Origin of the sequence: Paenibacillus hodogayensis (genome assembly GCF_039536325.1) — a bacterium.
GTDB classification, from domain to species: domain Bacteria; phylum Bacillota; class Bacilli; order Paenibacillales; family NBRC-103111; genus Paenibacillus_AB; species Paenibacillus_AB hodogayensis.
Window position 1 is genome coordinate 209694 of record NZ_BAAAYO010000008.1, and the last position, 25938, is coordinate 235631.

Genomic DNA, 25938 nt, shown 5'->3' on the forward strand with positions numbered 1-25938 from the left:
CTCCAGCCGGTTTCTTTCGGGGGAGCCATTGAATGCATGCTCAGAAAAAAACAACCGTACGGCAACAAGCCGATAAGGTTGTTTTTTGTCCCTGAAACATTATCTGCGAAGTCCCAGACGTTCGATCAAAGCGCTGTAGCGGCTGACATCGTTGTTTTTCAAGTATGCCAACAGCTTACGGCGTTGACCTACCATTTTCAACAATCCGCGGCGCGAGTGATGATCCTTCTTGTGCACGCGAAGATGGTTAGTCAGGTTCACGATGTTTTCCGTAAGGATAGCGACTTGCACTTCCGGAGATCCCGTATCGGATTCATGTTTCTTGTAATCCTGGATCAGTTGGGTTTTGCGTTCTTGAGTCAATGCCATGCTGTTCACCTCCCTATTCGTCAAATAATCGCCGTTAGCCCAGAAGAAGACGGTGAGATCTAGCTACCGAGCCAAGGTTCCGTTGCATCCGTCTGCCGGGCAACGAAAATTAGTATAGCACATATGCTAGGGCAAAGTAAACGTTGGAAACAACTGCCCGCCGATTTTGCAACAAAAACGCGGCGGCCCGTCGATTACGCCGAACCGTTGACGGCGCCGTCGTGCAGAAGCAGTTCCCTGGCTTGCTGCGAGTCGCGTCCGATCTGGTCGACAAGCTCGTCGACCGAAGCGAATTTTCGTTCCGGCCGAATGTACGCGACTAGTTCCAAACCGACCTTTTCGCCGTAAATCGATTCATTGAAGTCGAACAGGTGGGTTTCCAGCGTCCTTCTCGTCGTATCCTCGAAAGTAGGCTTCGTGCCGATGTTCATGACGCCCGCGTAAATGCGCCCCGCCCGCTCGAAACGGACGGCGTACACGCCGTTGGCCGGTACAATGTACGGCTCGTCCAGCTCGACGTTGGCTGTCGGAAAGCCGAGCAGCCTGCCGCGCTCGGCCCCGTGCACCACTTCTCCGGTCAGCGTATAGCCGCGTCCGAGCAATTTGCCGGCACGGATTACGTCGCCTTGCTCCAAATAGTCGCGGACCAGCGTGCTGCTGATCTTGACGCCGTCCATATGGAACGGTCTCACGACCTCCACGGCAAACCGCCCGGCCGCAAGGTCGCACAACGTGTCCGCATGCCCCTCGCTTTTATGTCCGAAACGGAAATCGAAGCCGACGACAACGGTATTGACCCGCAGGCCCATCAGCATATGGTCGACAAACTCGGCCGGGCTGATCCGCGAAAAGGCCGGATCGAAACGGACGATATAGGCGACGTCGATGCCGGCCTCGGCCAGCAGCTCCAGCTTTTTGGGAACCGGGGTAATGTGCCTCACGTACTTGTCTTGCCCCAGCACTTCCCTCGGATGAGGATCGAACGTCATGATGGCGGCGGGAAGCCCCAGCTTCCCCGCCGTCTCCACTGCTCTGCGCACCACCTCGCGATGGCCGAGATGCAGCCCGTCAAACTCTCCGATCGCCAGCACTTGCCCGCCTTCGGGCATGCCCTCGACCGGAAACGATATAGGATATTGCAGCGTTATTGATCGCATGTCCATTGTCACCTGCTACTCGGCCTCAGGCCGGGATGGGCTTAACGCGAACACTTTCTCCGGACGCAGCGTCCGGCTATCGGCATCCAGACGGAACAGGCCGACAAACCCGCCCTTCGGGTCGTACGTCCGGACCAATCCCGGCTGTTCCGGCAGCGGCGCCCCGTCCGGAAAAGGAACGGTTTTTCCTTGCGCCGCGTGCGCCGCGTCCAACTCCGATACGGTGCACGCCGGCAAATGCGTCGCCAAACGGTCGCCGGGGATGATGCGGGCATCCAGCGCGCCAGCCAGATGAAGCTCTCCAATCTGCTCCAGGCTGAGGCAATCGGCAAGCCCGAGCGAGCCCGAGCGGCTGCGCACGAGCCCGGTCATCACCGCCGGATAGCCGAGCGCTTTGCCGATATCGACGCATAACGTACGAATATAAGTTCCTTTGGAACATAGCACGCGAAAGCGGATTGTGGGATAATCGGACGTCAGCTCCAGTCCGGTCGTCTCCAACTCGTAGATCTCGACCGTTCTCGCCTTGCGCTCGATCTCCTTGCCTTCGCGCGCCAGTTCATACAGCTTCTTGCCGCCAACCTTGACGGCGGAGTACATCGGAGGTACCTGCTCGATCGTGCCGATGAACGCCGATAACGCTGCGGCCACATTCTGTTCCGTGAGAACCGCCTCGCCCGGATTCAGACGCTCGACCGTTTCCCCCGTCCAGTCTTCGGTGTCGGTGCTGTAGCCGATGGTCAGTTCTGCCTCATACTCCTTGGGCAGTTCCTGAATATATTCCACAAACCGGGTAGCCCGGCCCAGGCAAAGAGGCAGAACGCCTGTCACCTGGGGGTCGAGCGTACCCGTATGACCGATCCGTTTCATGCCTAGCAACCGCCGGACTTTGGCCACGACGTCGTGAGACGTGAAGCCGGCCGGCTTGTTTACCGGCAATACCCCTTCATAGTTCATGGCAACGACTGCCCTACTTCCTTTATAACCTGTTGAACGACGTCCGGCATAGCCCCGATCAGCGTGCAGCCGGAAGCGCGGGCATGTCCCCCGCCGCCGAACGATTGGGCGATGCGAGCCACGTCGACGCGGCCATTGGAACGGAAGCTGACTTTCACCGTTTGTTCGTCCGTCTGCTTGAACAACAGTCCGACTTCCACCCCTTCGATATTGCGGGGATACAGGATCAGTCCGTCCATATCTTCCGATGTAGCGCCCGACTCGCGCATTTGCTCGGGGGACACCGTCATCCAGCTGACTTTCCGATCGTAAGCGAACGTCAGCGTGCCAAGCGCCAGCTTGAGTATCGAGACGTGCGAGAGCGTAATCCTCTCTAGCGCCATCTCGGCAAGCCGATGGCCGCTCACGCCCAGAGCCAGCAGTTCGGAGGCCATGCCCATCACTTTCGGACTCGTATTCGAGTAGCGGAAGCCGCCCGTATCGGTCAGCAGCCCGGTATAAATCGCCGTAGCCAGCTCGAGCGGCATCGGGCAGCTTAGCTCGGAGGCCAAGTCGTACAAAATTTCTACCGTTGCCGCTGCGCTGGACTGGATCAAAGCTACGTCGCCGAAGCCGTCGTTCGTCGGATGATGATCGATGTTCAGCAGCTTGAAGCCGTCCGCGAACCATTCCCTTACTTTGCCGATCCGCTGGAAGTCCGCGCAATCGACGCTGATGATGCAGCTCCAGGGTTGCTTCGGCTGTCCGTCCTCATAACGAAGCAGCCGGTCAAAGCCGGTTATATAACCGAACTTGTCCGGCAGCTTGTCCTGATTGGCCATCGTATACCGTTTGCCGAGACGATCCAGCAGCATGCCGACCGCCAGCGTCGAGCTGGCGGCATCGCCGTCGGGGTTCACGTGAGCGACGACGAGAAAATCGTCGTGCTCCTCGATGAACGTCCGTGCTGCTGCCAGCTGCTTCCGGTACTGTACAGCATCGAGAGGAGCCCTCATGCGTCCGGCTTTCCGCCGTTGATCTGATTGAGCAGTTGATCGATCCGGCTGCCGTATTCAATGGAAGCGTCGAATTGGAACTGCAGCTCCGGCGTAATCCGCAGGCGAATTCGTTTGCCGAGCTCGGACCGGATAAACCCGGTCGCCTTGGCTATCGCCTTAAGCGAATCTTCCTTCTGCTGCTCCGTTCCGAGAACGCTAAGAAACACTTTGGCCTGCGATAAATCGTTCGTGACGTCGACCCCGGTCACGGTAATGAAACCGACGCGAGGGTCTTTCAGCTCCGACTGCAAAATTTGACTCAGTTCTTTTTTAATTTGCTCGCCGACGCGGCCTACTCGTACTTTTGCCATCGGTCATCACCTTTCTACGGTTTCCATCACGAACGCCTCGATAATGTCGCCTTCGCGGATATCATTGAACTTCTCGATGGAAATCCCGCACTCGTACCCTTGGGACACTTCACGCACATCGTCCTTGAACCGCTTGAGCGAATCGACTTTGCCCGTAAAGACAACGATGCCTCCGCGAATGAGACGAAGCTCCGCCGCACGGGTAATTTTGCCCGACGTGATCATGCAGCCGGCGATCGTGCCGATTTTGCTGACTTTGAACAGGTTGCGCACCTCGGCCTGGCCGATAACGGCTTCTTTGTATACCGGGTCCAGCATGCCCTTCATCGCCTGCTCGATTTCCTCGATTACTTTGTAAATGATGCTGTGAAGACGGATATCGACTTTTTCCTGATCGGCCGTCGCCATTGCCGCCGGCTCCGGACGGACGTTGAAGCCGATAATAATCGCATTGGAGGCGGAAGCGAGAATAATATCCGATTCCGTAATCGCTCCGACGCCGTTGTGAATAATTTTTACGCGGACGCCTTCCACTTCGATTTTCTCGAGCGATCCTTTCAGCGCTTCGACAGAACCTTGCACGTCGCCCTTGATGATAACGAACAAGTCTTTAATCTCGCCATCCTTGATATGTTTGTACAGATCGTCCAAGGTTACGCGCGTATTGGCGCCTATCGTCGATTGACGGTGAGTCGTCATCCGTCTTTCGGCTATCGCTCTTGCCTTGCGCTCGTCCTCGAATGCCAGCAGCGGGTCCCCGGCTTGCGGCACTTCGGTAAGACCGGTAATTTCCACCGGCGTCGAAGGCCCGGCTTCCTTGAGACGGCGTCCCTTGTCGTTGACCATCGCCCGGACGCGTCCGAAGCAGACACCGGCAACGAAAGCATCGCCAATCTTCAATGTTCCGTGCTGTATGAGGACGCGAGCCACTGGGCCCTTGCCTTTATCGAGCTCGGCTTCAATTACGGTACCTCTCGCGCGCTTATTCGGATTGGCTTTGAACTCCTGAACTTCGGCCACGAGCAGAATCATTTCCAATAAATCTTCGAGGCCTTGACGCTGCTTCGCCGAAATGTTGACGAAAATCGTATCCCCGCCCCATTCTTCCGGCACGAGGTTGTACTCGGTCAATTCCTGCTTGATTTTATCCGGATTGGCATCCGGCTTGTCGATTTTGTTCACCGCTACGATAATCGGCACGTTCGCCGCTTTCGCATGGCTGATCGCTTCCACCGTCTGCGGCATAACGCCGTCGTCGGCGGCCACGACGATAATCGTGATGTCGGTCACTTGCGCGCCGCGCGCCCGCATGGACGTGAACGCTTCGTGGCCCGGAGTATCCAGGAACGTAATTTTCTTGTTCTTGATCTCGACTTGGTACGCCCCGATATGCTGGGTAATGCCCCCGGCTTCGCCTTCGGTCACATTCGTCTGGCGGATCGCATCGAGGAGCGTCGTCTTGCCGTGGTCGACGTGACCCATAATCGTGACGACCGGCGGACGCTCGATCAGATCTTCGGCATCGTCCTTCTCTTCGATCGTCTCGAAATTGTCTTCCTCGACAGGCAGCTTCACTTCCACGTCAACCTTAAATTCCCCGGCAACGAGCAAAATCGTGTCGAGATCGAGCTCCTGATTGATCGTAGCCATCGTTCCGAGGAACAACAGCTTCTTGATGACTTCGGAGGCATCCTTATGCAGCAGCTTGCAAAGCTCGCCTACCGTCATCGTGCCGCGCACGATAATTTTTTTCGGCGTGTTGTCGATCTTTTCCTTACGGACGACTTCAACCTGATGGCGGCCTCTGCCTTTGCCACCGCGGTTGCCCGCTCCCCCGGAACGGTTGTTTTGTCCCGGTCTCGGCTTCTTGGGACGGCCTTGCGTTACATTAATATCATCCAAATTCTCAACCGTTGTACGAATCACTTCGGCTTTATTAAAGCGCGGATCGGCGTTCTTAACCGCTCCGGCGCGGTCACGGTCCTGATAGCCGCGGTCGCGGTCCGTGCGAGGCGCAGGCGGACGGGACGTTGCGACAGGAGCGGCAGCAGCAGGAGGTCTAGACGCCCCGCCTTGCTGCGGACGACCTCCCTGGCCCCCGCCTTGACCGAACGGACGGCCTCCTTGGCCGCCCCCGCCTTGCGGACGGTCGCCGAACGGACGGCCTCCTCCTTGGCCACCTTGGCCTCCGCCCTGCGGACGGTTGCCTTGATACGGCGGACGGCTTCCGCCTTGGCCTTGGCCTTGCGGACGGTCGCCTTGCGGGCGATCGCCGTACGGACGGCCTCCGCCTTGACCACCTTGGCCTCCGCCCTGCGGACGGTTGCCTTGATACGGCGGACGGCTTCCGCCTTGGCCTTGGCCTTGCGGACGGTCGCCTTGCGGGCGATCGCCGTAGGGACGGCCTCCGCCTTGACCGCCTTGGCCTCCGCCCTGCGGACGGTTGCCTTGATACGGCGGACGGTTGTTGTCGTAGCGGCGCTCTCCGCCTTGGCCTTGGCCTTGCGGACGGTCGCCTTGCGGGCGGTCGCCGTATGGACGGCCTCCGCCTTGACCACCTTGGCCTCCGCCCTGTGGACGGTTGCCTTGATACGGCGGACGGTTGTTGTCGTAGCGGCGCTCTCCGCCTTGGCCTTGGCCTTGCGGACGATCATTGCGTTCGCCCTGCGGACGATCATTGCGTTCGCCCTGCGGACGATCGTTGCGCTCCCCCTGTGGACGATCATTGCGCTCCCCTTGCGGACGATCGTTGCGTTCGCCTTGCGGGCGATCTCCTCCTTGCGGACGGTCGCCTCCATTCGGTCTTGGTGTTGGTCTGCCGCCTTGCGTCACTGCGCCTCCCCCTTCATTGCCGGCCCGCTTAGCGGCCGCATTCGCTTTAACATCACGGAAAAACTTTTCGACCTTGTCGACCGCGTCATTTTCCATTACGCTCATATGGTTGTTTACGGGTACACTCAATCTTTTTAAAATCGTAATAATTTCTTTGCTGCTCATATTTAACGACTTCGCATATTCGTATACCCGTAACTTATCTTTGTCTTGATTGCTCAATAGGTTCCACCTCCGAGGGTTTTACGAGAAACGACTTGATTTTTTGCGCGAACCCTGCATCCACTACGGCGACGAGCACCCTGGCTTCTTTGCCGATCGCGGCTCCCAGCTCATACCGGTCGAAGCATTCCACCAAATCGACGTTGTAATGGGCGCATTTGTCCTGAAATTTCTTGCGCGTATTGTCAGAAGCGTCCTCGGCCAAGACGACGAGACGAGCCTGTCCCGAGCGGACCGCCTTTAACGCGCCTTCGTCGCCGATCGCCAGCTTGCCTGCCCTCATGGCAAGCCCCAGAAACGACAACGCCTTATGATTCGGCTTGTTCATTGTCGGGCTTTCCGCAGCTGACCGATTTGAATTTGCCCTGCACGGCCAGGAAAGACTGCTCCAGGTTGTCGTATTGCTCAGGGCTTAGTGTTACTTTGAGAGCGCGCTCGAACGCTTTCGTTTTTCTCGCTTTTTTGAACGCTTCCGCATCTCCGCATATATAAGCGCCGCGTCCGTTTTTCTTGCCCGTCAGGTCGAGTTCGACTTCGCCTTCCGGGGTCCGGACGATGCGCAGCATTTCGCGCTTGGACAACGTCTTTTGGCAAATGGTGCATTTGCGCTGCGGTACTTTTCTTACTTTCACGGCGATCCCACCTGAACAAATAGTTTGTCGCCCCGGCATAAGAGCCCGCTTGAGCGGAATCAGTCGATGCTGACGGAATCCTGGGGCATTTCTTCTCCCGACGTGCGCGGCCGGCCCAGCTCCTGTTCGGCTTGCGTTTCGCTCTTGATATCGATTTTCCAGCCGGTCAGCTTGGCGGCCAGACGGGCGTTCTGCCCCTTGATGCCGATGGCGAGCGACAACTGGTGATCCGGCACGATGACGCGGGCCATCTTCTCCGCCTCGAACACGTTGACCTCAAGCACTTTGGAAGGGCTAAGCGCATTAGCCACGTATTCCTCGACGCTCTCCGACCAGCGCACGATGTCGATCTTCTCGCCGCGCAGCTCGCCGACGATCGTCTGTACGCGGGTTCCTTTCGGACCGACGCAGGAGCCGACCGGGTCGACCTCCGCATTGCGCGAGTAAACGGCGATTTTCGAACGGAAGCCGGCTTCGCGGGCGACGGAGCGAATTTCCACGACACCGTCGTAAATTTCCGGAACCTCCAGCTCGAACAGCCGCTTCAGCAGCCCCGGGTGCGTACGGGACAATATGATTTGCGGACCCTTGGTCGTATTCTCCACTTTCGTGATGAACGCCTTGATCCGGTCCTGATGTTTGAATTTCTCGCCTTGCATCAGCTCGCTAAGCGGAAGCACCGCTTCCACCTTGCCGAGATCCAAATAAATGTTGCGCAGGTCCTGGCGCTGTACGGTACCGGTCACGATATCTTCCTCGCGATCGATAAACGCGTTGTAGATCAGTCCGCGCTCAGCTTCGCGAATGCGCTGGGTAACGACCTGTTTCGCCGTCTGGGCCGCAATCCGCCCGAAATCGCGGGGCGTTACTTCGATCTCCACAATATCGTTCAGCTGGAAATTCGGATTGATTTCTCTCGACGCATGCTGGGAGATTTCCAGACGCGGATCGAGCACGTCGTCGACGACGGTCTTGCGGGCATATACTTTAATCAGTCCGGTGTGACGGTTAATGTCGACCCGCACGTTTTGCGCCGTGTTGAAATTTCGTTTATAGCTTGAAATCAAGGCCGCTTCGATCGCATCGATCAAAACTTCCTTGGCTATTCCTTTTTCCCGCTCGATATCCGACAACGCTTCGATAAACTCCATATTCATGGTTTGGGAACTCCCCCTTTCAATGCTTCCAATGCTGCGCAAGCGCCCTGACCCGAAAAGGGGCGCCGCCTCTTCTTGCTCGCCATGGGACCAGCTCCTGGCGGCAAGCGACAGAACTTACCCGAATACGCTCGGTCAGCCGGCTTCGTAACGTACAAAGCCAAAGCAACCCTCTATATTCGAAAAGGTCGAATCTCTTGCCGGGCAAGGGATTCGTCCATTTCATGAATACGGCATAAGGTTTGGGCTATGTACTAGAATAAGATAGCCAGCCGCGCGCTTGCGATTTTGCTTGCCGGAATTTCCGTCTTGCGGTTTGCGCTTTGCACGACGACAAACGCTTCATTATAATCGAGCAGCTTTCCCTCGAATTCTTTCACACCGTCTATCGGCTCGTACGTCGTTACAAATACCTGCTTGCCAACCGCCTTGACGTAGTCCTGAGGCTTTTTGAGCGGTCGCTCGGCGCCTGGGGAAGACACCTCCAGGAAATAGGCGGTCGGGATCGGGTCCTTCTCGTCCAGCTTCTCGCTCAAAAACTCGCTGATCCGTCCACAATCCTCGATGTCGATGCCGCCCTCTTTATCTACAAAGACGCGAAGGAACCAATTGCTGCCCTCCTTCACGTACTCGATGTCTACCAGCTCGAACCCTTCCCGCTCCAGAAAGGAAGCAAGCATCTCTTCCACGGCTGCTTTAATCTGTTGTTGAGCCATGGCTCGACCTCCTTACGCTACGCCGGGTAGCCTCCGAAATGTGCAGTAAAACGTAAAGAGTGGGTTTCCCCACTCTCCTGTCGACACGATCTATCCACTCTCATTATTACCAAAAATGATTATACCATAACAGTTGTTTCCTTACAACCGGAATCGAGCGATATCCCTTAGAACAAGGAGAGCTGATTCGATTCCGGGAGCCCGCGGAAGCAGCCCATATTACCGAGCAGCTCGACGATCGTTTTGGTCGCCTTCGCTTTCGATTGGAAGTCTTCGATCGATAGGAACGAACCTTCCTCGCAGGCCGCCGCGATATTGCGCGCCGCATTCTCGCCAACGCCCTGGATAGCCGAGAACGGAGGAATCAGCGCATTCTCGTCGATCCGGAAACGGGTCGCGTCCGAGCGGTACAGATCGATGCTCTTGAACGAGAAGCCGCGCGCCGTCATTTCCAGCGCCATCTCCAGCACCGATACCATCGCTTTTTCCTTTGGCGCCGCCTGAAAGCCTTTGGCCTCGATCTCGATCAGCTTCGCTTTGATCGCCTCGTATCCTTGGCAGCACAGCTCGATATCGAAATCCTCCGAGGCACGTACCGAAAAATATGTCGCATAAAACGCGATCGGATGATACAGCTTGAAATACGCGGTGCGGACCGCGGAAATAACGTAAGCGGCGGCATGCGCCTTCGGGAACATGTACTCGATTTTCAGGCACGAGTCGATGTACCATTTCGGTACTTTGTGGTTTTTCATTTCTTCGATCCACTCGTCCGTCAGCCCCCGGCCTTTCCGCACGCTTTCGGTAATTTTGAAGGCGAGTCCGGCGTCAAGCCCGGCTTTGTAAATCAAGTACAGCATGATGTCGTCTCGGCAGCCGATAACCGTTTTGATGTTGCACGTATTGTTGCGGATCAGCTCCTGGGCGTTGCCCAGCCAGACGCCGGTACCGTGGGATAGCCCGGATATTTGCAGCAAGTCGGCAAACGTCGACGGCTGGGTTTCCTGAAGCATTTGGCGGACGAATTTCGTACCCATCTCCGGGACGCCGTAAGTGGCGACAGGGGACCGAATTTGTTCCGGCGATACGCCGATCGCCGTCGTGGAGTTGAACATGCTCATGACTTTCGGATCGTTCATCGGAAGCGTCGTCGGATCGATGCCGGTCAAGTCCTGCAGCATGCGCATCATCGTCGGATCGTCGTGTCCGAGTATGTCAAGCTTGAGCAGATTTTCCTCGAAGGCGTGATAGTCGAAATGGGTCGTCTTCCATTCCGCCTTCGTATCGTCCGCCGGGTACTGCACCGGCGTGACGTCCTCGACCTCGATGTAGTCTGGAACGACGACGATGCCGCCGGGATGCTGGCCGGTGCTGCGCTTGACTCCGGTGCACCCTTGGGCAAGACGGAGCACCTCGGCGGTGCGCCATTTGTGCCCATACTCTTCTTCGTACTTCTTTACGTAGCCGAATGCCGTCTTTTCCGCTACCGTACCGATCGTACCGGCCCGGAATACGCATTTCTCGCTGAACAACACCTTCGTATAGTTGTGCGCTTCCGGCTGGTATTCCCCGGAAAAGTTCAAGTCGATATCGGGCACTTTGTCGCCTTTGAAGCCGAGGAACGTTTCGAACGGAATGTCCTGTCCCTCGCCCTTCATCTTGACGCCGCATTGCGGGCAGTCTTTGTTAGGCAGGTCGAAGCCGCTCGGCACGCTGCCGTCGAGGAACCATTCGCTGTTTTTGCAGGACGGGCACATGTAATGCGGCGGGAGCGGGTTAACCTCGGATATGCCCAGAAACGTAGCGACGACCGACGAGCCGACGGAGCCCCGCGAGCCGACGAGATAGCCGTCCTCGTTGGACTTTTTCACCAGCCGCGCAGATATGAGATAGTTCGCCGAGAAGCCGTAATTGATAATCGGCTTCAGCTCTTTTTCCAGCCTCTGGACGACAACCTCGGGGAGCGTCTCGCCATACAGCTCCGTCGCCGTCTTGTAGCAGGTCGTGCGAATTTCCTCTTCGGCCCCTTCGATAACCGGCGTAAACAACTCTTTGGGAAACAGGTCGTACTGCTCGATCAAATCGGCAACGCGGTTCGTATTCGTAACGACCGCTTCATAGGCCTTCTCTTCGCCCAAATGGGCGAATTCGTCCAGCATTTCGCGGGTCGTGCGAAAATGAACGTCCGGTTTCTTCATATCCTTTAGCGGGCTGAAGCCGGTAATGCCATGAATCGCGATATCGCGATGGATTTTTTCCCGTGGATTCAAGTAATGGACGTTGCCGGTGGCGATTACCCACTTGCCCTGCTTCTCGGCGATCTGCACGATACGGCGGTTCGCCTCCTCCAGCTCCAGCCGGCTGCCTACCAGACCTTTGTCGACAAGATGCATGTTGACGCCGATCGGCTGTACTTCCAGCACGTCGTAAAACTCGGCGACCTGCTCGGCCTCCTCGACGGATTTGTTCTGCACGGCCTCGTAAAACTCGCCCTTCTCGCAGCCGGAGGAAATAAGCAAGCCTTCCCGCAGCTCGATCAGCTTGCTCCGCGGGATGCAGGGGACTCTTTTGAAATATTCGGTATGGGATAAGGATACGAGCTTGAATAAGTTCTTTTTGCCGATCAAGTTTTTGGCATACAGACAACAATGGAACGGCCGGACGTTGGACAAGTCTTTGCCGACCTCGTCGTTCAGCTCGAGCAGCGTCGTCTTGCCGCGCTCTGCGGCATCCTTCAACATGTGGAACAGCACCTGACCGAGCGCCGCCGAGTCGTCGACTGCGCGGTGATGGTTTTCCAGCCCGACCTTGAACTTGTCGGATAGCGTGTTGAGACGGTGATTTTTGAGCGTCGGGTACTGGATGCGGGCCAGCTCCAGCGTATCGAGCACCGGATTCGGAACAGCCGGCAAGCCGAGCCGCTTGCAAAACTCCTGTATAAAGCCGACGTCGAAGCGGGCATTGTGCGCTACCAGCACCCCGTCGCCGACAAATTCGATAAATTTCGGCAGCACCTCTTCCAACTCCGGCGCACCGGCAACCATATCGTCGGTAATATGCGTCAATTGACTAATATGATATGGGATTTTCTCGTGCGGGTCGACGAACGATTCGAACTTGTCGATCACTTTGCCGTCCTTCATCTTGACGCCGGCCAGCTCGATGATTTTATTATTGATAACCGAAAGCCCCGTCGTCTCGATGTCGAACACGATATAAGTCGCTTCCTGAAGCGGCACGTCCGTTCCATTCATGACTACCGGGATCGAATCGTTTACGACGTTTGCTTCCATCCCGTAAATCATCTTGATCCCGTGCTTCTTGGCGGCCTTGTTCGCCTCCGGAAAAGCCTGGACGTTGCCGTGATCGGTAATCGCAATCGCTTTGTGTCCCCACTTAGCCGCCGTCTTGATATACTCGTCGATGGACGTAACGGCATCCATCGTGCTGAGCGTGGTGTGCAGATGCAACTCGACCCGTTTTTCCTCAGCGTCGTCCTTCCTTGCGGGCGGAGCGACTACCTCGGTCAAGTCGCCGGGAATCATGACCAGCTCGGGCACCATCATGAAGCGGTCGTATTCGACCTTGCCTCTGGCGCGAATCCATTTGCCGTCGGCAAGCAGGTTCAATATTTTCAAATCTTCCTTGTTGCGGGCGAAAGCTTTCATCATGAGCGAGTCGGAGAAATCCGTCAGCTTGAACTCGAACAGCGTGTTGCCGTTTTTCAGTTCCTTCTTGTCCAGACCGAAGATGAGCCCCTGAACCGTCACTTTCTTTTCTTCTTCCAATATATTTTTCAACGGCACGGGCGGATCCTTGATCTCGTAGCCGATCATCAGCTTCAGCTCGCCCTCGGGCACATCCGGCGTCTCCGCCTCGGTGTCCACGGACGTCATAATTTCCTGAATGACGGAGCGTTCTTCCTCGACAACCCGCTGAGCGAACTTCTCGAACTCTTGCGTTCGCGCTTCGCTAACCGCGAGCTTGACGATATAACGGCGACCGAAGTTTTCCTCGAAAAAGCGCTGCACCCAATTGTCCACATTGCGCTTCCGAGCCATCTCCAGCCCGACCGTATCGAGCATGCTTAGCGTAATGACGCCGGAGGAGAACGCGTACGACGCTTTCGACATCCAGCCGTTGACGGATACGGCTTCGCGCTGCACCCATTCCAGAAACATGCTCCAATAATGACCGATGAGCGCTTCGTCGCCGACTTCAATATCGAAATGGACGATCATGCGGATTTTGGCGATATGCGCAAACTTGTCCTGAATCATCTTGTGTACCGACCGATGAATATCGAGAGGCACCAGAGTCGATTTTACGATGATGAATGTCCATTCCCGGTTGCTTCTGCTGCACTCGACCCGCTCGATATACCCGTCGGCAAAATACGTTTGGACGACGTTGTTCGGAACAGCCGACTGCTCCAGCAGAAGCTCGAACCGTTTCCTTTTGTCCGTCGCGTTGCTCATCCGTTCCCCCCCAATCGATGTTCAAAAAAAGCAACCCCAAAAAGCGAAGTTAAGCGCGGCGGCTTATCCCGATCCCTTCTTGGGGTTTCCTGGCTGGCAATTAATACGACTTCCCGAATACGACCGTATGCTGAGCCTTTTCGCCGCAGACGAGGCAAACTGTCTTGCGCTCGGCCGGCTCGAACGGAATATTCCGGCTCGTAGCGCCGGACTCTTCCTTGACCTGTCGTTCGCACGCTTCCGAGCCGCACCAGCCGGTCAGAACGAAGCCCCGCTGTGCGTCCAGATAGCTTTTCATCTCGTCAAGCGTATCGAGCGTCTTCATGTTGTTTTCCAGGAATGCCTTCGCGTTGTCGTACATCGCTTGATGCACTTCTTCCAGCAGCTTCTGCACTTCTTCCACGATATCGTCCAGCTTGACCTGGCGCTTCTCGCCGGTTGCGCGCGAGACGAGCACCGCTTGTCCGTTCTCCATGTCGCGCGGACCGAACTCGATGCGGATCGGAACGCCGCGCATCTCGTATTCGTTGAACTTCCAGCCCGGGCTTTGATCCGGATTGTCATCCAGCTTGACGCGGATGCCCGCCCGCTTCAGATCGAAGAACATCTGCTCGGCGCGCGGAACGACCTGATCCCGCGTCTTCGGAGGACCGATCGGAATGACGACCGCCTGCATCGGGGCGACCTTCGGCGGCAGAACAAGTCCGCGGTCGTCGCCGTGCACCATAATAAGCGCGCCGATCAGACGCGTACTGACGCCCCATGAAGTCGTATGCACGAATTGCTGGGTATTGTCCCGGTCCAAATATTTAATATCGAACGCCTGTGCGAAATTGGTTCCCAAATAGTGCGACGTTCCGGCTTGAACCGCTTTTCCGTCCTTCATCATCGCTTCGATCGAATACGTATCGACCGCGCCGGCGAATTTCTCGGAAGGCGTCTTCTGCCCCTTGATGACCGGAATCGCCAGGAAGTTCTCGACGAATTCGCGGTAAACTTCCAGCATCTGCATCGTTTCCTTGCGGGCGTCTTCCTCGTCTTCGTGCGCCGTATGGCCTTCCTGCCATAAAAACTCGGTCGTCCGCAAAAACGGCAGCGTACGTTTTTCCCAACGGACCACATTCGCCCATTGGTTGATCAGCACCGGCAAGTCGCGGTACGAGTTGATCCAATTGGCATACATATGACCGATCATCGTTTCCGACGTCGGACGGATAGCCAAGCGCTCTTCCAGCTTCTCGCCGCCGGCTTCCGTTACCCAAGGCAGCTCGGGATTGAACCCTTCGACGTGCTCTTTCTCTTTCTGAAAAAAGCTTTCCGGTATAAACAGCGGGAAGTAGGCGTTGCGATGGCCCGTTTCCTTGAACATCCGGTCCAGCTCGCGCTGGATATTTTCCCAAATCTCATAGCCGTCCGGCCGGAATACGATACAGCCGCGTACGGGCGAGTAGCTCATAAGCTCCGCTTTGCTGATGACGTCCAAGTACCAGCGGGAAAAATCTTCGCCTTGGGGAGTAATTTCTTTGACAAACTGCTTTTCTTTAGCCATATGTAGCGTTTCTCCTATTCATACGAGTTCAAAAAACAGACTCTTTGAACCTACTCTATTCAATTCCGCGTGGAATAACAGACTGCAAACCGCAGGCAGGACACAAGTGGCTTGTGTCCTGCCGGGTGGCGCGTGTTCAGCCTTTGATCAAGCGCAATATATCGTTGTACGTGACGGCGATCATCAACAGCATCAGCATGGCGAAGCCGACAAAGTGAACCATGCTTTCCCTGCCCGGATCGACCGGACGCCCCCGCACCGCCTCGTAGGCGAGGAAGACGAGCCTGCTGCCATCCAAAGCCGGAAATGGCAGCAGGTTGAAGATGCCGAGGTACAAGCTCATGATAGCCGCCCAAAACGTATATTGCGGCAAGCCGGCGCTGGCATGCTCGCCGGTCACTTCGACGATGCGGACCGGTCCGCCCAGGTCGTCCAGCGTAAACTGGCCGAGCACCAGCGTTTTGAAGCCGGTCATAATCTGCTTGGTCGCTTCCACCATGTTCGTCCAGCCGCCGGTGAACGCCTCGCCGAACTTCGTATTGCGTTTATCCGAAGTTAACCGGACGCCAACGAGCGCGGTGTTGTCTTCCCGAATTTCCGGCGTAACCTGAATCTGCTGCTCCTTGCCGGCGCGCAGCACGGTCCAGTCCATCTTCTTGTTCGCCGACCCCCGGATCAGACCGGTTAGATCGCTCGGGTTCTCGCCAATCGTCTGCCCGTTCACCCGGGTAATGACGTCGCCGCCCTGGAGGCCGGCACGCTGGGCCGGAGAGTCAGGCTCGACGCGGTCGATTTTGACATTCACCGGCATGCCCGCCAAAAACAGCACGGTCACGAACAAAACGAACGCCAATATGAAGTTCATGAAAGGTCCGGCAAAAATCGACAATGCCCGCTGTCCGACGGTTTTACTGCCGAACTGACGGTCCCACGGAGCGATTTGCGTTTCCTTGCCTTTGGAGACCATAAACGATTGCGGATGAACCGCATAGATCAGCCGCTCTCCGTCGACGTCAAGGGAAACCGACAGCTCCCGCTCCAGATCGATCTTCTCGACGGTTCCTTGCACGACGTTCGTGCGCTGATCGAGCTGGTCCAGATAAATGCGCGTTACGCGGCCTTGTTCCAGACCGACCGCAATCGTCTGACCGGGTTGGATTTGTACGATTTCCGGATCTTCCCCGGCCATCCGTACGAAGCCCCCGATTGGCAAAAGACGCAGTGTATAACGAGTTTCCCCGCGAATAAAAGACAGCAGCTTCGGTCCAAAGCCGATCGCGAATTCGCGAACGAGAATGCCGGCCCGCTTGGCAAAGTAAAAATGACCCCATTCGTGAATGGTTACGAGCACGAAGAACAGGAGCACGATTTGAAATATAACCTGAGGTGACAAACGCATCTTCCTCCCGCGGCATTGGCCCGTAGACTGGAAAGCATCGTATGGGGCATAAGCCCATAGCTTTGGCTTGTACTAAGATTAACATTATTCTCTATTATAATACAAGCTTGCTCCAAGGATCAGAACCATCGCTCGCCGAAGCGATTATTTTCCGTAATCCCCGGCCATTTGTCTTGCCCAGGCGTCGGCTTCGCCGATCTGCTCTAGCGTGGGCGACGCTATCGTCGTATGAAGGTCCAGTACGGATTCAATCGTATTTTCGATATCGAGAAATTCGATCTCGCCGGCAACGAACCGCGAAACGGCGATCTCGTTGGCCGCATTGAAGACGGCCGGCGTCGAGCCGCCTGCGCGGCCGGACTCGTACGCCATGCGCAGACACGGGAACCGCTCAAAGTCCATTTTGCTGAAATGCAGCTTGCCGAGCTCGGTCAGGTCAAGCGATGCCGCCGGGGAAACGAACCGTTCCGGGTATGTAAGCGCATACTGGATCGGAACCCTCATATCAGGCATGCCCATCTGGGCGATCACGCTGCGGTCTACAAACTCCACAAACGAATGAATAATGCTTTCCTGATGAATGACGACCTCGATCTGATCGAACGGCAGACCGAACAGCCAGTGCGCTTCGATGACTTCCAGCCCTTTGTTGACCATCGTCGCCGAATCGATCGTCACCTTCGCCCCCATCGACCAGTTCGGGTGAGCGAGCGCCTCCTGCACCGACACGCCGCGAAGCTGGTCGCGCGTACGGTCGCGGAAGGAGCCGCCTGATGCGGTCAGTACGATTTTGCGGATCGCGGAGGCCGGCTCTCCGTTCAAGCATTGGAAAATCGCCGAATGCTCGCTATCGACCGGCAGCAGCTTTACGCCTTTGCGGGCGGCCGCCTCGGTAACGAGATGCCCTCCGCTGACCAACGTTTCTTTATTGGCCAAGCCGATATGCTTGCCCGCCTCTATAGCTGCAAGCGTTGGTTTCAAGCCTTGGCTGCCGACAATGGCCGTTACGACGATGTCCGCCTCATTGCCCGCCGCGGTCTCGATCAGCCCTTCTTCTCCGTACAGCAGCGCAGTGCCTGCCGGCAAATGGGCCGAAACTTGCATCGCCAGCTCCTTGGTAGCGACGGAAACCAGCTTCGGCCGAAACCGTTCGGCTTGCTCGATGAGCAGCTGCGTATTGTGTCCGGCAGCCAATGCAACGACCTCGTACTTGTCAGGATAGCGGGAGATGACGTCCAGCGTTTGCGTGCCGACGGAGCCAGTACTGCCCAATAAGGAAACTCGTTTCAACTCGTTCACCTCTCTCGCGATTGAAAAAAAGAAACCGGCTATTGCGGAAGGAGCGACAGCAGCTGCACGAACGGAAACACGATCAGCCAGCTATCGCAGCGATCCAGCACGCCGCCGTGTCCCGGCAATATCGAACCGGTATCTTTAATGTTGCGAATGCGTTTGTAGGCTGACTGGATCAAGTCGCCGATTTGTCCGACAACCGCAATTACAAGACCGAGACCGATCGCCTTGCCCCATGACAGCAGATCCGGAGCGTACCAGGAGAAGCACAGCGCTGCCACAATCGAGACAGCCACGCCTCCGAGCGAGCCTTCCACCGTCTTGTTCGGGCTGATCGCCGGCCATAGCGGCCGCTTGCCGAAAGCCCGGCCGCAGAAGTAGGCTCCCGAATCTGATGCCCAAATGCAGACGAACGTAAGCAGAGTCCAATACAGCCCGTCCGTACCCAAACGCGTCGAGATCATAAAATGGAACCCGGTGCCTATGTATACGATGCCGAGCAGCACCAGGGCAGCCTGGTCGATCGTTACCTTGTTCTTGGAAAGAACCGTTACCGCGAGCAATAAAAACATTGCCAGCCATACCGACGCTTCCCGTGACAACGCGCCGAGTTCGGGGTAAAGCTCCCAAGGGAAAGCGATGTAAAGCGTAAACAGAAAACCGAGAAAAGCGGTCAACCGCACAGGCGGATGACCGTTCATCCGGGAATATTCGTAATAACCGACAGCCGCGAGCAGCATAATCAGAGCAGCGAAATAAAGCTTGCCCAGCACCAAAATGGCAATAAACCCGGCTCCGGCCACGATGCCGGTCACAAGTCGTTGCTTCAAAACGTTTTCCTCCGTCCGCGTAATGCGTACTTCACATGTTACAAGCCGCCGTAACGTCTCGCGCGGCGCTGGTATTCGCATACCGCCTGCACGAGATGCCGTTCGGTGAACTCGGGCCAATAAATGTCCGTAAACCATAGCTCGGAATATGCCATTTGCCAGAGCAAAAAATTGCTGATGCGAATTTCACCGCTTGTGCGGATAATCAGATCGGGATCGGGCAGCGACTGCGTCAGCAGCCGGTTGGAAATAAGCGATTCGGTAATGTCCTTTTCAGCCAGTTCGCCCCGCTGCACTTGGCCAGCGATGGCGCGGACCGCTTCCACGATTTCGTGGCGGCTTCCGTAATTCAAAGCAAAATTAAGAATGAGGCCGTCATTGTGCTTCGTGCGCTCGATTGCCGCCTCCACCGCATCCAGCGTATGGGCGGGCAACCCTTCCTTCCAGCCTGTCATACGGACCTGAACGTTTTTCTCGATCAGTTCGTCCAGCTCTATGGCCAGAAACTCCTGGGGCAGCTTCATCAGGAAATCGACCTCGTCCCGCGGGCGCTTCCAGTTTTCCGTGGAAAACGCGTATAAGGTCAAGACCTCAACGCCGATATCGTCTGCCGCGATTGTAGCGCGCTTGACGGCCTTCATGCCGGCATGGTGCCCGGCGAGGCGAGGCAGCCCGCGGCGCTTCGCCCATCGGCCGTTGCCGTCCATAATGATGGCGATATGCTTCGGTACGTTGTCCGGCATAAGCTCGCCCGGTTGTTCCGATTCGGCCATACGCTCGGAGCGAGTCCGTTTGAAAAGATGGAACATGTCTGATTCCCCACCCTCATTCGAAGCGAACACAAAAATCCCCCTTCTGATACGGGGGGCCGATTTGCCGCTGTCACACTTCCATAATCTCTTTTTCTTTGACGACCAATACTTTATCGATCTCGGCGATATATTTGTCGGTCGACTTCTGAATATCTTCTTGATGGCGACGGGATTCGTCCTCCGAGATCGTCGACTTCTCAAGCTTCTTGATATCGTCGTTCGCATCGCGGCGAATGTTTCGGATCGCTACCTTGGCTTCCTCGCCCGATTTTTTGGTCAGCTTCACCAGCTCGCCACGGCGCTCTTCGGTGAGCGGCGGAATCGAGAGGCGGATGGAGCTGCCATCGTTGGAAGGGGTCAAACCCAGCTCGGATTTCAAAATCGCTTTCTCGATTGCGCCCATGGAGGACTTGTCCCACGGCTGGATCATCAACGTCCGGGAGTCCGGCGTGTTGATGTTGGCAAGCTGGTTGACCGGCGTCATCGAGCCGTAGTATTCAACCTGAATACGGTCCAGCAGCGCAGGCGTAGCGCGTCCGGCACGCAAGCTGGCCAGTTCCTTTTTCAACGAAGTGATCGCTTTCTCCATACGCTCTTCGGCGTTTTTCTTAATGGATTGCGGCATTTAAACTACACTTCCTTTCACAATCGTTCCGATTTTCTCGCCCAGAACGGCACGCTTGATGTTGCCGCGTTCCGTAATGGAAAATACGAGCAGCGGGATGTTGTTATCCATGCACAGGGACGAAGCGGTCGAATCCATGACGCCCAAGTTTTTGTTCAGCATTTCCATGTAAGTCAGCGTCTCGAATTTCTCCGCATTCGGATCTTTGAACGGATCGGCGCTGTAAACCCCGTCCACCTTATTCTTGGCCATCAGGATGACTTCGGCCTCGATCTCGGCTGCCCGCAGTGCTGCCGTCGTATCGGTCGAGAAATAAGGGTTGCCGGTGCCGGCGGCGAATATGACGACGCGGCCTTTCTCCAGATGCCGGATAGCCCGGCGGCGAATGTACGGCTCGGCGACCTGCTGCATCGTAATGGACGTCTGCACGCGAGTCGGAACCTCGATCTGCTCCAGCGCATCCTGCAAAGCCAGGGAGTTCATAACCGTTGCCAGCATACCCATATAATCGGCTGTCGCACGGTCGATGCCTTTGGCGCTGCCCGCGATGCCTCTCCATATGTTGCCGCCTCCGACAACGATCGCCGTTTCCACCTGCAAATCGTGGATATCTTTCACCTGCGAAGCGATTTCCGCAATCATCTGGGAGTCGATGCCGTAACCTTGCTGGCCGGCCAGCGCTTCTCCGCTTAATTTCAGTACTACACGTTTATATTTCGGTCGTTCCACCAGGGTCTCCTCCTACGTATCGTTCCGGTATAAAAGAAGGAACACCGCGTGTTCCTCCTGCCGGGCAATGATGCGACAACCAATACCTGAACCTTCGGTATTGGTTGTCCGCGAACGACCTTATTTTTTAACTTGCGCCATTACTTCTTCAACGAAGTTGTCTTGCTTTTTCTCCATGCCTTCGCCAAGCTCGAAACGAACAAAACGGCGGATCGAAATTTTTTCGCCGATCGTGGCGACTTTTTCGTTCAGCAGCGCGTTGACCGTCTTGTCTTGGTCTTTGATGAACGGTTGCTCAAGCAGGCAGTTTTCTTCGTAGTATTTGCTGAGACGGCCTTCGACCATCTTATCGACGATGTGAGCCGGCTTGCCTTCGTTCAGCGCCTGGTTGCGCAAGATTTCACGTTCTTTGTCCAGCGCCTCTTGCGGCACTTCTTCGCGGCCGACGAACAGCGGATTCGTAGCTGCGATTTGCATCGCGATATCGCGAACGAATTCGCGGAACGATTCCAATTTGCCGACGAAGTCGGTTTCACAGTTTACTTCGACAAGCACGCCGATGCGTCCGCCAGCATGGATGTAAGATTCGACTACGCCTTCGGTAGCGATCCGGTCGCCTTTTTTGGCTGCGGCGGCCAATCCTTTTTCGCGAAGCAGCTCAGCCGCTTTCGTCAAATCGCCGTTCGCTTCTTCAATCGCTTTCTTGCAATCGAGCATGCCCGCTCCGGTTTTTTCGCGCAACTCTTTAACTGCCTGTGCCGATACTGCCATATGGATGTAAACCTCCTTTAATGTATCGTCCATAATGGGATGGACTCCCGCTTGGTTTCCTCAAAAAAAGGGCGGCAAGAGGTTAAGTAACCTTCACCACCCTTTTGTCGCTAACCGTGCATTAAGCTGTTGTTTGCTCGCCTTGATGCGCTTCGACGACTGCGTCGGCAATCTTGCCAGTCAACAGCTTGACCGCGCGGATGGCGTCGTCGTTGCCCGGAATGACGTAATCGATCTCGTCCGGATCGCAGTTCGTATCGACGATGCCTACGATCGGAATGCCCAGCTTGCGAGCTTCTGCTACGGCGATGCGCTCCTTGCGCGGGTCGATAACGAAGAGGGCGCTCGGCAAAGCTTTCATATGTTTAATGCCGCCCAGGAATTTCTCCAGACGTTCCATTTCTTTGCGAAGGATGATAACCTCTTTTTTCGGAAGCAGGTCGAACGTGCCGTCGGCTTCCATACGGTCCAGCTCATGCAGGCGGTTAACCCGCTTTTGGATCGTTTGGAAGTTTGTCAGCGTTCCGCCGAGCCAACGTTGGTTGATGTAGTACATGCCGCAACGTTCTGCTTCTTCTTTCACGGAATCTTGAGCTTGCTTCTTCGTTCCTACGAAAAGGATCGTGCCGTTGTCGTCGGCGATCGATTTAACGAAGTTGTAAGCTTCCTCTACCTTTTTGACCGTCTTTTGCAGGTCGATAATGTAAATGCCGTTTCTTTCAGTGAAGATGTAACGATCCATTTTCGGGTTCCAGCGACGGGTTTGGTGACCGAAGTGTACCCCAGCTTCGAGAAGCTGCTTCATGGAGATTACTGCCATCTTCACACACCTCCTCAGATTTGGTTTTTGTGATTCCCTCCGCCCTTCGCATCTTCCGGTGAGACTCGGGTCTTACGGACCTAAGCACCTTCAGCGGAATTGAACGGCGTGCGTGGTTAACACCGTCAACTACTATACCACAACTGAAATGCCGATTGCAACACAACTTGGGCCGTTTCGACAATCGCCCTGCCCTTCGCCGCATCTTCGGGGGAAATGCGCGCCTGCGCCGGATCGGTAACGAAGCTGCCGGGCGCTACGGAATAATGATTTTCGCCAGAATATCGTCCACCGTTGCCGGTCCCTCGAACGTATAGGAGCCCGAACGGATCCGCGTCGTCAGCTTTTTCTCCGAAAGGGCCGACATCAAACCAGAGGCATCGGGAAGAATACCGGCTTTGGCGAACAAATCGGATACTTGGGCGGCGTCCATACGCTCGGAAATGTAAACGCTATGCACCGCTTTCGGGGGCGCCTGAACGGGGGCGCTTGAGCCGGCTGCGCCGCCGGGCTGCTTAGCCAATCTGGCGCGTTCTTCTTCCGCCGCCTTCTGTTTGAGCGCTTCTAGATCCTTATCCGAATACGCCGTTTGGTCCTTCGGCACTAGCTTGTAATTCAGCTTGTCCGCCTGCGCCTGAATCTGGGCGAGCGAAGCCGGTTCCGTCTGCCCCAGCGGCCGACCCTCCAGTTCTTCCGCCTTGAGCGTCAGCTGCAGCAGGATCGCCCCGGCAATGATGCCGGAACCGAGTCCGTACAAAAAAAGTCGGTTTTTAAACACGGGCCTGATCCTCCTGCTTGGCTAATTGAATGATCAGCATCACTTCGCCCTTGTTCATATCCAGCTTTTTAGCGATATACTCAGTCGATTTTCCTTGCTGATACAACTCGAAGACCGGAGCATACCGCTCCCGGATCAGAACCGGTCCCCGGTCGGCCGGCTTTTCGCCGGAAGCCGCAGCAACGGGCTTGTCCGTACCGACGGCCGCATACGCCGGAGAAGCTGGAAACGGCGCAGGCGGCCGATTGACCGAAGGCTCCGCGGCAAGCTTTAGCCCGTCGCGGCTCAGCGAAGCAAGCTGCTCGCTCACGAGACGGTTTTGCTGCTCCAACGCCTCGATTCGTCCCTGCAGCCTTGCGGTGTGCACCTCGTGCTCCTTTTTCATGCCGCTCACCATGTCCAGGAACTGCCGGTTCTCTTCCTCCAGGTCGGCGGAAAACTGCTCCATCGTACTTTCAATTTCTTTCATCATGTTCGTTTGCTTGGAGTCCGGCTCCCGCTTCGGCACGAATCTCGCGTAAACGACGAGAACAAGCCCGAGCAAAACGATATACATCCAAGCGTTCACGGCGTTCTCATCCTTTTTGCTTTCCTGTCGGAAATCAGATTTAGACGCAAACCGGCAGCTTCACCGGGCAGTTTCCCGCGCCTCATATCGTAATGTCGATATGGCGTCCTTTGTAAGGGTGAGCCGGCCCCGCAGCGCTGTCGTCCCGTTCTTTCGCCATGCCCGCCTTTTTGGTCGCTTTTCCGCGCCCTTTGCCGCCCGTTCCGGCCTCCCGCTCGTCCCGGATATGCGGAGCGTCCGAACCTTCCACGTTCGTGCTTTGCCTGAGCTGCCGCTCTTTGCGCTGCGTCATCTTGGCCGCCAGAGCGGTCTGGTCGTAAGTCGGCTTTTGCATCAAATGGTTTTGCACTTGTCCGATCTCGCTCGTACGCGGTATGGCAATTTGCATTTCAACCGATCTGAAGCTCATTCCTTACACCCCTCCCCGGATTGTCGTGCGAATGAACCGGCGGAACGCGCTTGCGTCCGACGCCTTTCTTGCCCGCTACTCGAGCGGAAGCATGGCAATATCGCCTTCGGCATAAACGAAATAGACGCGGGACGTGGCATCCTTGACGAACCGGGTGTACCGACCGATGACGACCTTCGTGCCCCCGTACACGACGGACACGACCTTCACTCTCGCCCGATCAGTATCCTCCAGAGTCTTCTCGATTTCCAGTATACGTTCTTTGAAGCCGTTCTGCTCTTCCACCGCCTGCTTCTTCGTATGCGACAGCTTGATCCGCATCGCCAGCTTTTCCGCCGACAAGGAGCCGCTCGCCGCCAGCTGATCCAGGATGACAAGCGCCTTCTCCGTCTTATCCAGCCCTTCCTGAAGCAGCTTGAGTTGCTGGCGCAAGGTGGTAAGCTCGTTGCGCAGCTCCGGCAGCACCCCGACTTCGAGCGCGGTAGGAGTTGACATCGTATTGCCGATCGTCCGCGCCATGACAACCTCTCCGGCCTGAATCGTGCCGCCGACGATAAGCCCCTTCGGACCGATGCACTGTACCGTTTGACCTGCCCGTACCTGGGAATGCAAAATGCTTTGCGATACGATGACATGCTGCCCCGCTTCGATCGTGGCATCCTGAATGAAAGAGCATTTCAGGTTGACGCCCGCTCGGATAACCGCCTTGTTATGCCCGAGAATGCCGGCGCTGATCTCGATCGAGCCAAGCGCCTCGACCTCCGCGCCTTCGACGCCTCCGGTAATGCGCACGTCGCCCGCCGCCCTTACCTTAAAGCCCGAAAGCACGTTGCCGCGAATGACGACCGTGCCCAAAAAGTCGATATTTCCGATTTTGTAGTCGACGTCCCCATTGACCTCGAATACCGGGAAGACGTTGATCTTGTCGTTTTCCGTTCTGACGACCATGCCGTCAATGGCGGCATAAAGCGCTTTCTGCTCCCCGTCGGCAACGACGTTCTTGCCGATCTTGAAGCGGGCTTCCTTGCCCTTCAGCCCCGGCACGCTTTCGCCGCTGACCGTTTGACCCGGCGTTCCGTCGCGCGCGGGCAGCCGTTCCGCAATCAGCTGCCCTTTGCGCACATTCGTAAGTCGGGTTACTTCTTTATAATCGACAGTGCCGTCTTCCAGCTCTGCCGGTTTTTTGCTTTGCGCATCCTTATCGTATAGATTTCGAATCTCTCCGTCGATGCCTTCGCCGGGTAGATCTCCGACTGCGACTACGGTTTTCGTTTGCATAAACGGCTTAGGATCCCGGATGATGGTATGTAATACGTCTGGCTGTATGCCGTAGCGCACGTTGTTTTTATGGAGTAAGGCAATAAGATCGTTAACCGTAAGAGGGAAAGAATCCGAAAGCGTAGCGATTTGGATGGAGGCGGAAAATTTGTCCTCGGCCAGGTTCACCGTCACATAGTGCTCCACAGGCAAGTCAGTGGACAATCCAA

Annotated in this window: 24 protein-coding genes; all 24 read right to left on the reverse strand. The window is 56.2% G+C overall.

Annotation, left to right across the window (positions count from 1 at the left end; translation table 11 throughout):
- Nucleotides 1–99: 99 nt before the first annotated feature.
- The 24 genes from rpsO to ABD796_RS16845 all read right to left on the reverse strand — a co-directional run bounded on the left by rpsO (nucleotide 100) and on the right by ABD796_RS16845 (nucleotide 25933).
- Entirely contained in the window at nucleotides 100–369 is a 270-nt protein-coding gene (gene rpsO / locus ABD796_RS16730; protein ID WP_344909429.1) for a 30S ribosomal protein S15, read from the reverse strand.
- Nucleotides 370–563: 194 nt separating this feature from the next.
- Nucleotides 564–1526, reverse strand: a complete 963-nt coding sequence (locus ABD796_RS16735) for a bifunctional riboflavin kinase/FAD synthetase (RefSeq protein ID WP_344909431.1) — start codon at nucleotides 1524–1526, stop codon at nucleotides 564–566.
- Nucleotides 1527–1541: 15 nt separating this feature from the next.
- Entirely contained in the window at nucleotides 1542–2483 is a 942-nt protein-coding gene (gene truB, locus ABD796_RS16740) for a tRNA pseudouridine(55) synthase TruB (RefSeq protein ID WP_344909433.1), read from the reverse strand.
- Nucleotides 2480–3478, reverse strand: a complete 999-nt coding sequence (locus tag ABD796_RS16745) for a DHH family phosphoesterase (RefSeq protein WP_344909435.1) — start codon at nucleotides 3476–3478, stop codon at nucleotides 2480–2482. The genes truB and ABD796_RS16745 overlap by 4 nt, the downstream gene beginning before the upstream one ends.
- A complete protein-coding gene (gene rbfA / locus ABD796_RS16750; RefSeq protein WP_344909437.1) occupies nucleotides 3475–3831 on the reverse strand; it encodes a 30S ribosome-binding factor RbfA in 357 nt (118 codons plus the stop codon). Before rbfA ends, ABD796_RS16745 begins: the two co-directional genes overlap by 4 nt.
- Nucleotides 3832–3837: 6 nt before the next feature.
- Complete coding sequence (gene infB, locus ABD796_RS16755; RefSeq protein WP_344910292.1) at nucleotides 3838–6828, reverse strand: translation initiation factor IF-2; 2991 nt, start codon at nucleotides 6826–6828, stop codon at nucleotides 3838–3840.
- Between the two features lie 34 nt (nucleotides 6829–6862).
- Nucleotides 6863–7213: a YlxQ family RNA-binding protein gene (locus ABD796_RS16760; RefSeq protein ID WP_344909440.1), complete on the reverse strand. Its 351-nt coding sequence runs from the start codon at nucleotides 7211–7213 to the stop codon at nucleotides 6863–6865.
- Complete coding sequence (gene rnpM, locus ABD796_RS16765; RefSeq protein ID WP_344909442.1) at nucleotides 7194–7517, reverse strand: RNase P modulator RnpM; 324 nt, start codon at nucleotides 7515–7517, stop codon at nucleotides 7194–7196. Before rnpM ends, ABD796_RS16760 begins: the two co-directional genes overlap by 20 nt.
- Before the next feature lie 59 nt (nucleotides 7518–7576).
- Entirely contained in the window at nucleotides 7577–8674 is a 1098-nt protein-coding gene (gene nusA / locus ABD796_RS16770; protein WP_344909444.1) for a transcription termination factor NusA, read from the reverse strand.
- Between the two features lie 254 nt (nucleotides 8675–8928).
- The gene (gene rimP / locus ABD796_RS16775; RefSeq protein WP_344909445.1) at nucleotides 8929–9390 is read right to left on the reverse strand and encodes a ribosome maturation factor RimP; all 462 of its coding nucleotides are present in this window, start codon (nucleotides 9388–9390) and stop codon (nucleotides 8929–8931) included.
- A gap of 167 nt (nucleotides 9391–9557) precedes the next feature.
- Nucleotides 9558–13868: a PolC-type DNA polymerase III gene (locus ABD796_RS16780; protein ID WP_344909447.1), complete on the reverse strand. Its 4311-nt coding sequence runs from the start codon at nucleotides 13866–13868 to the stop codon at nucleotides 9558–9560.
- A 100-nt stretch (nucleotides 13869–13968) separates the two neighbouring features.
- Nucleotides 13969–15417 carry a proline--tRNA ligase gene (gene proS / locus ABD796_RS16785; protein ID WP_344909449.1) on the reverse strand — a complete coding sequence of 483 codons (1449 nt, stop codon included), beginning with the start codon at nucleotides 15415–15417 and terminating at the stop codon, nucleotides 13969–13971.
- Between the two features lie 136 nt (nucleotides 15418–15553).
- Nucleotides 15554–16810 carry an RIP metalloprotease RseP gene (rseP, locus tag ABD796_RS16790; RefSeq protein ID WP_379119504.1) on the reverse strand — a complete coding sequence of 419 codons (1257 nt, stop codon included), beginning with the start codon at nucleotides 16808–16810 and terminating at the stop codon, nucleotides 15554–15556.
- 150 nt (nucleotides 16811–16960) lie between these two features.
- On the reverse strand, nucleotides 16961–18106 hold the full coding sequence (locus ABD796_RS16795; RefSeq protein WP_344909453.1) for a 1-deoxy-D-xylulose-5-phosphate reductoisomerase: 1146 nt from the start codon (nucleotides 18104–18106) through the stop codon (nucleotides 16961–16963).
- Between the two features lie 38 nt (nucleotides 18107–18144).
- Entirely contained in the window at nucleotides 18145–18939 is a 795-nt protein-coding gene (locus tag ABD796_RS16800) for a phosphatidate cytidylyltransferase (protein WP_344909455.1), read from the reverse strand.
- A gap of 38 nt (nucleotides 18940–18977) precedes the next feature.
- Nucleotides 18978–19748, reverse strand: a complete 771-nt coding sequence (uppS, locus tag ABD796_RS16805; RefSeq protein WP_344909457.1) for an undecaprenyl pyrophosphate synthase — start codon at nucleotides 19746–19748, stop codon at nucleotides 18978–18980.
- Nucleotides 19749–19821: 73 nt separating this feature from the next.
- The gene (gene frr, locus ABD796_RS16810) at nucleotides 19822–20376 is read right to left on the reverse strand and encodes a ribosome recycling factor (protein WP_344909459.1); all 555 of its coding nucleotides are present in this window, start codon (nucleotides 20374–20376) and stop codon (nucleotides 19822–19824) included.
- The gene (gene pyrH / locus ABD796_RS16815) at nucleotides 20377–21105 is read right to left on the reverse strand and encodes a UMP kinase (protein ID WP_344909461.1); all 729 of its coding nucleotides are present in this window, start codon (nucleotides 21103–21105) and stop codon (nucleotides 20377–20379) included.
- 120 nt (nucleotides 21106–21225) lie between these two features.
- Nucleotides 21226–21876, reverse strand: coding sequence for a translation elongation factor Ts (tsf, locus tag ABD796_RS16820; RefSeq protein WP_344909464.1), 651 nt, complete (start codon nucleotides 21874–21876; stop codon nucleotides 21226–21228).
- A gap of 121 nt (nucleotides 21877–21997) precedes the next feature.
- The gene (gene rpsB, locus ABD796_RS16825; protein ID WP_344909466.1) at nucleotides 21998–22696 is read right to left on the reverse strand and encodes a 30S ribosomal protein S2; all 699 of its coding nucleotides are present in this window, start codon (nucleotides 22694–22696) and stop codon (nucleotides 21998–22000) included.
- Nucleotides 22697–22952: 256 nt separating this feature from the next.
- Nucleotides 22953–23474 carry a hypothetical protein gene (locus ABD796_RS16830; RefSeq protein ID WP_344909468.1) on the reverse strand — a complete coding sequence of 174 codons (522 nt, stop codon included), beginning with the start codon at nucleotides 23472–23474 and terminating at the stop codon, nucleotides 22953–22955.
- Complete coding sequence (locus ABD796_RS16835; RefSeq protein ID WP_344909470.1) at nucleotides 23467–24042, reverse strand: DUF6115 domain-containing protein; 576 nt, start codon at nucleotides 24040–24042, stop codon at nucleotides 23467–23469. The genes ABD796_RS16830 and ABD796_RS16835 overlap by 8 nt, the downstream gene beginning before the upstream one ends.
- An 82-nt stretch (nucleotides 24043–24124) precedes the next feature.
- Nucleotides 24125–24451 carry a hypothetical protein gene (locus ABD796_RS16840; protein ID WP_344909472.1) on the reverse strand — a complete coding sequence of 109 codons (327 nt, stop codon included), beginning with the start codon at nucleotides 24449–24451 and terminating at the stop codon, nucleotides 24125–24127.
- A 75-nt stretch (nucleotides 24452–24526) separates the two neighbouring features.
- The gene (locus tag ABD796_RS16845) at nucleotides 24527–25933 is read right to left on the reverse strand and encodes a flagellar assembly protein A (RefSeq protein WP_344909473.1); all 1407 of its coding nucleotides are present in this window, start codon (nucleotides 25931–25933) and stop codon (nucleotides 24527–24529) included.
- Nucleotides 25934–25938: the final 5 nt, after the last annotated feature.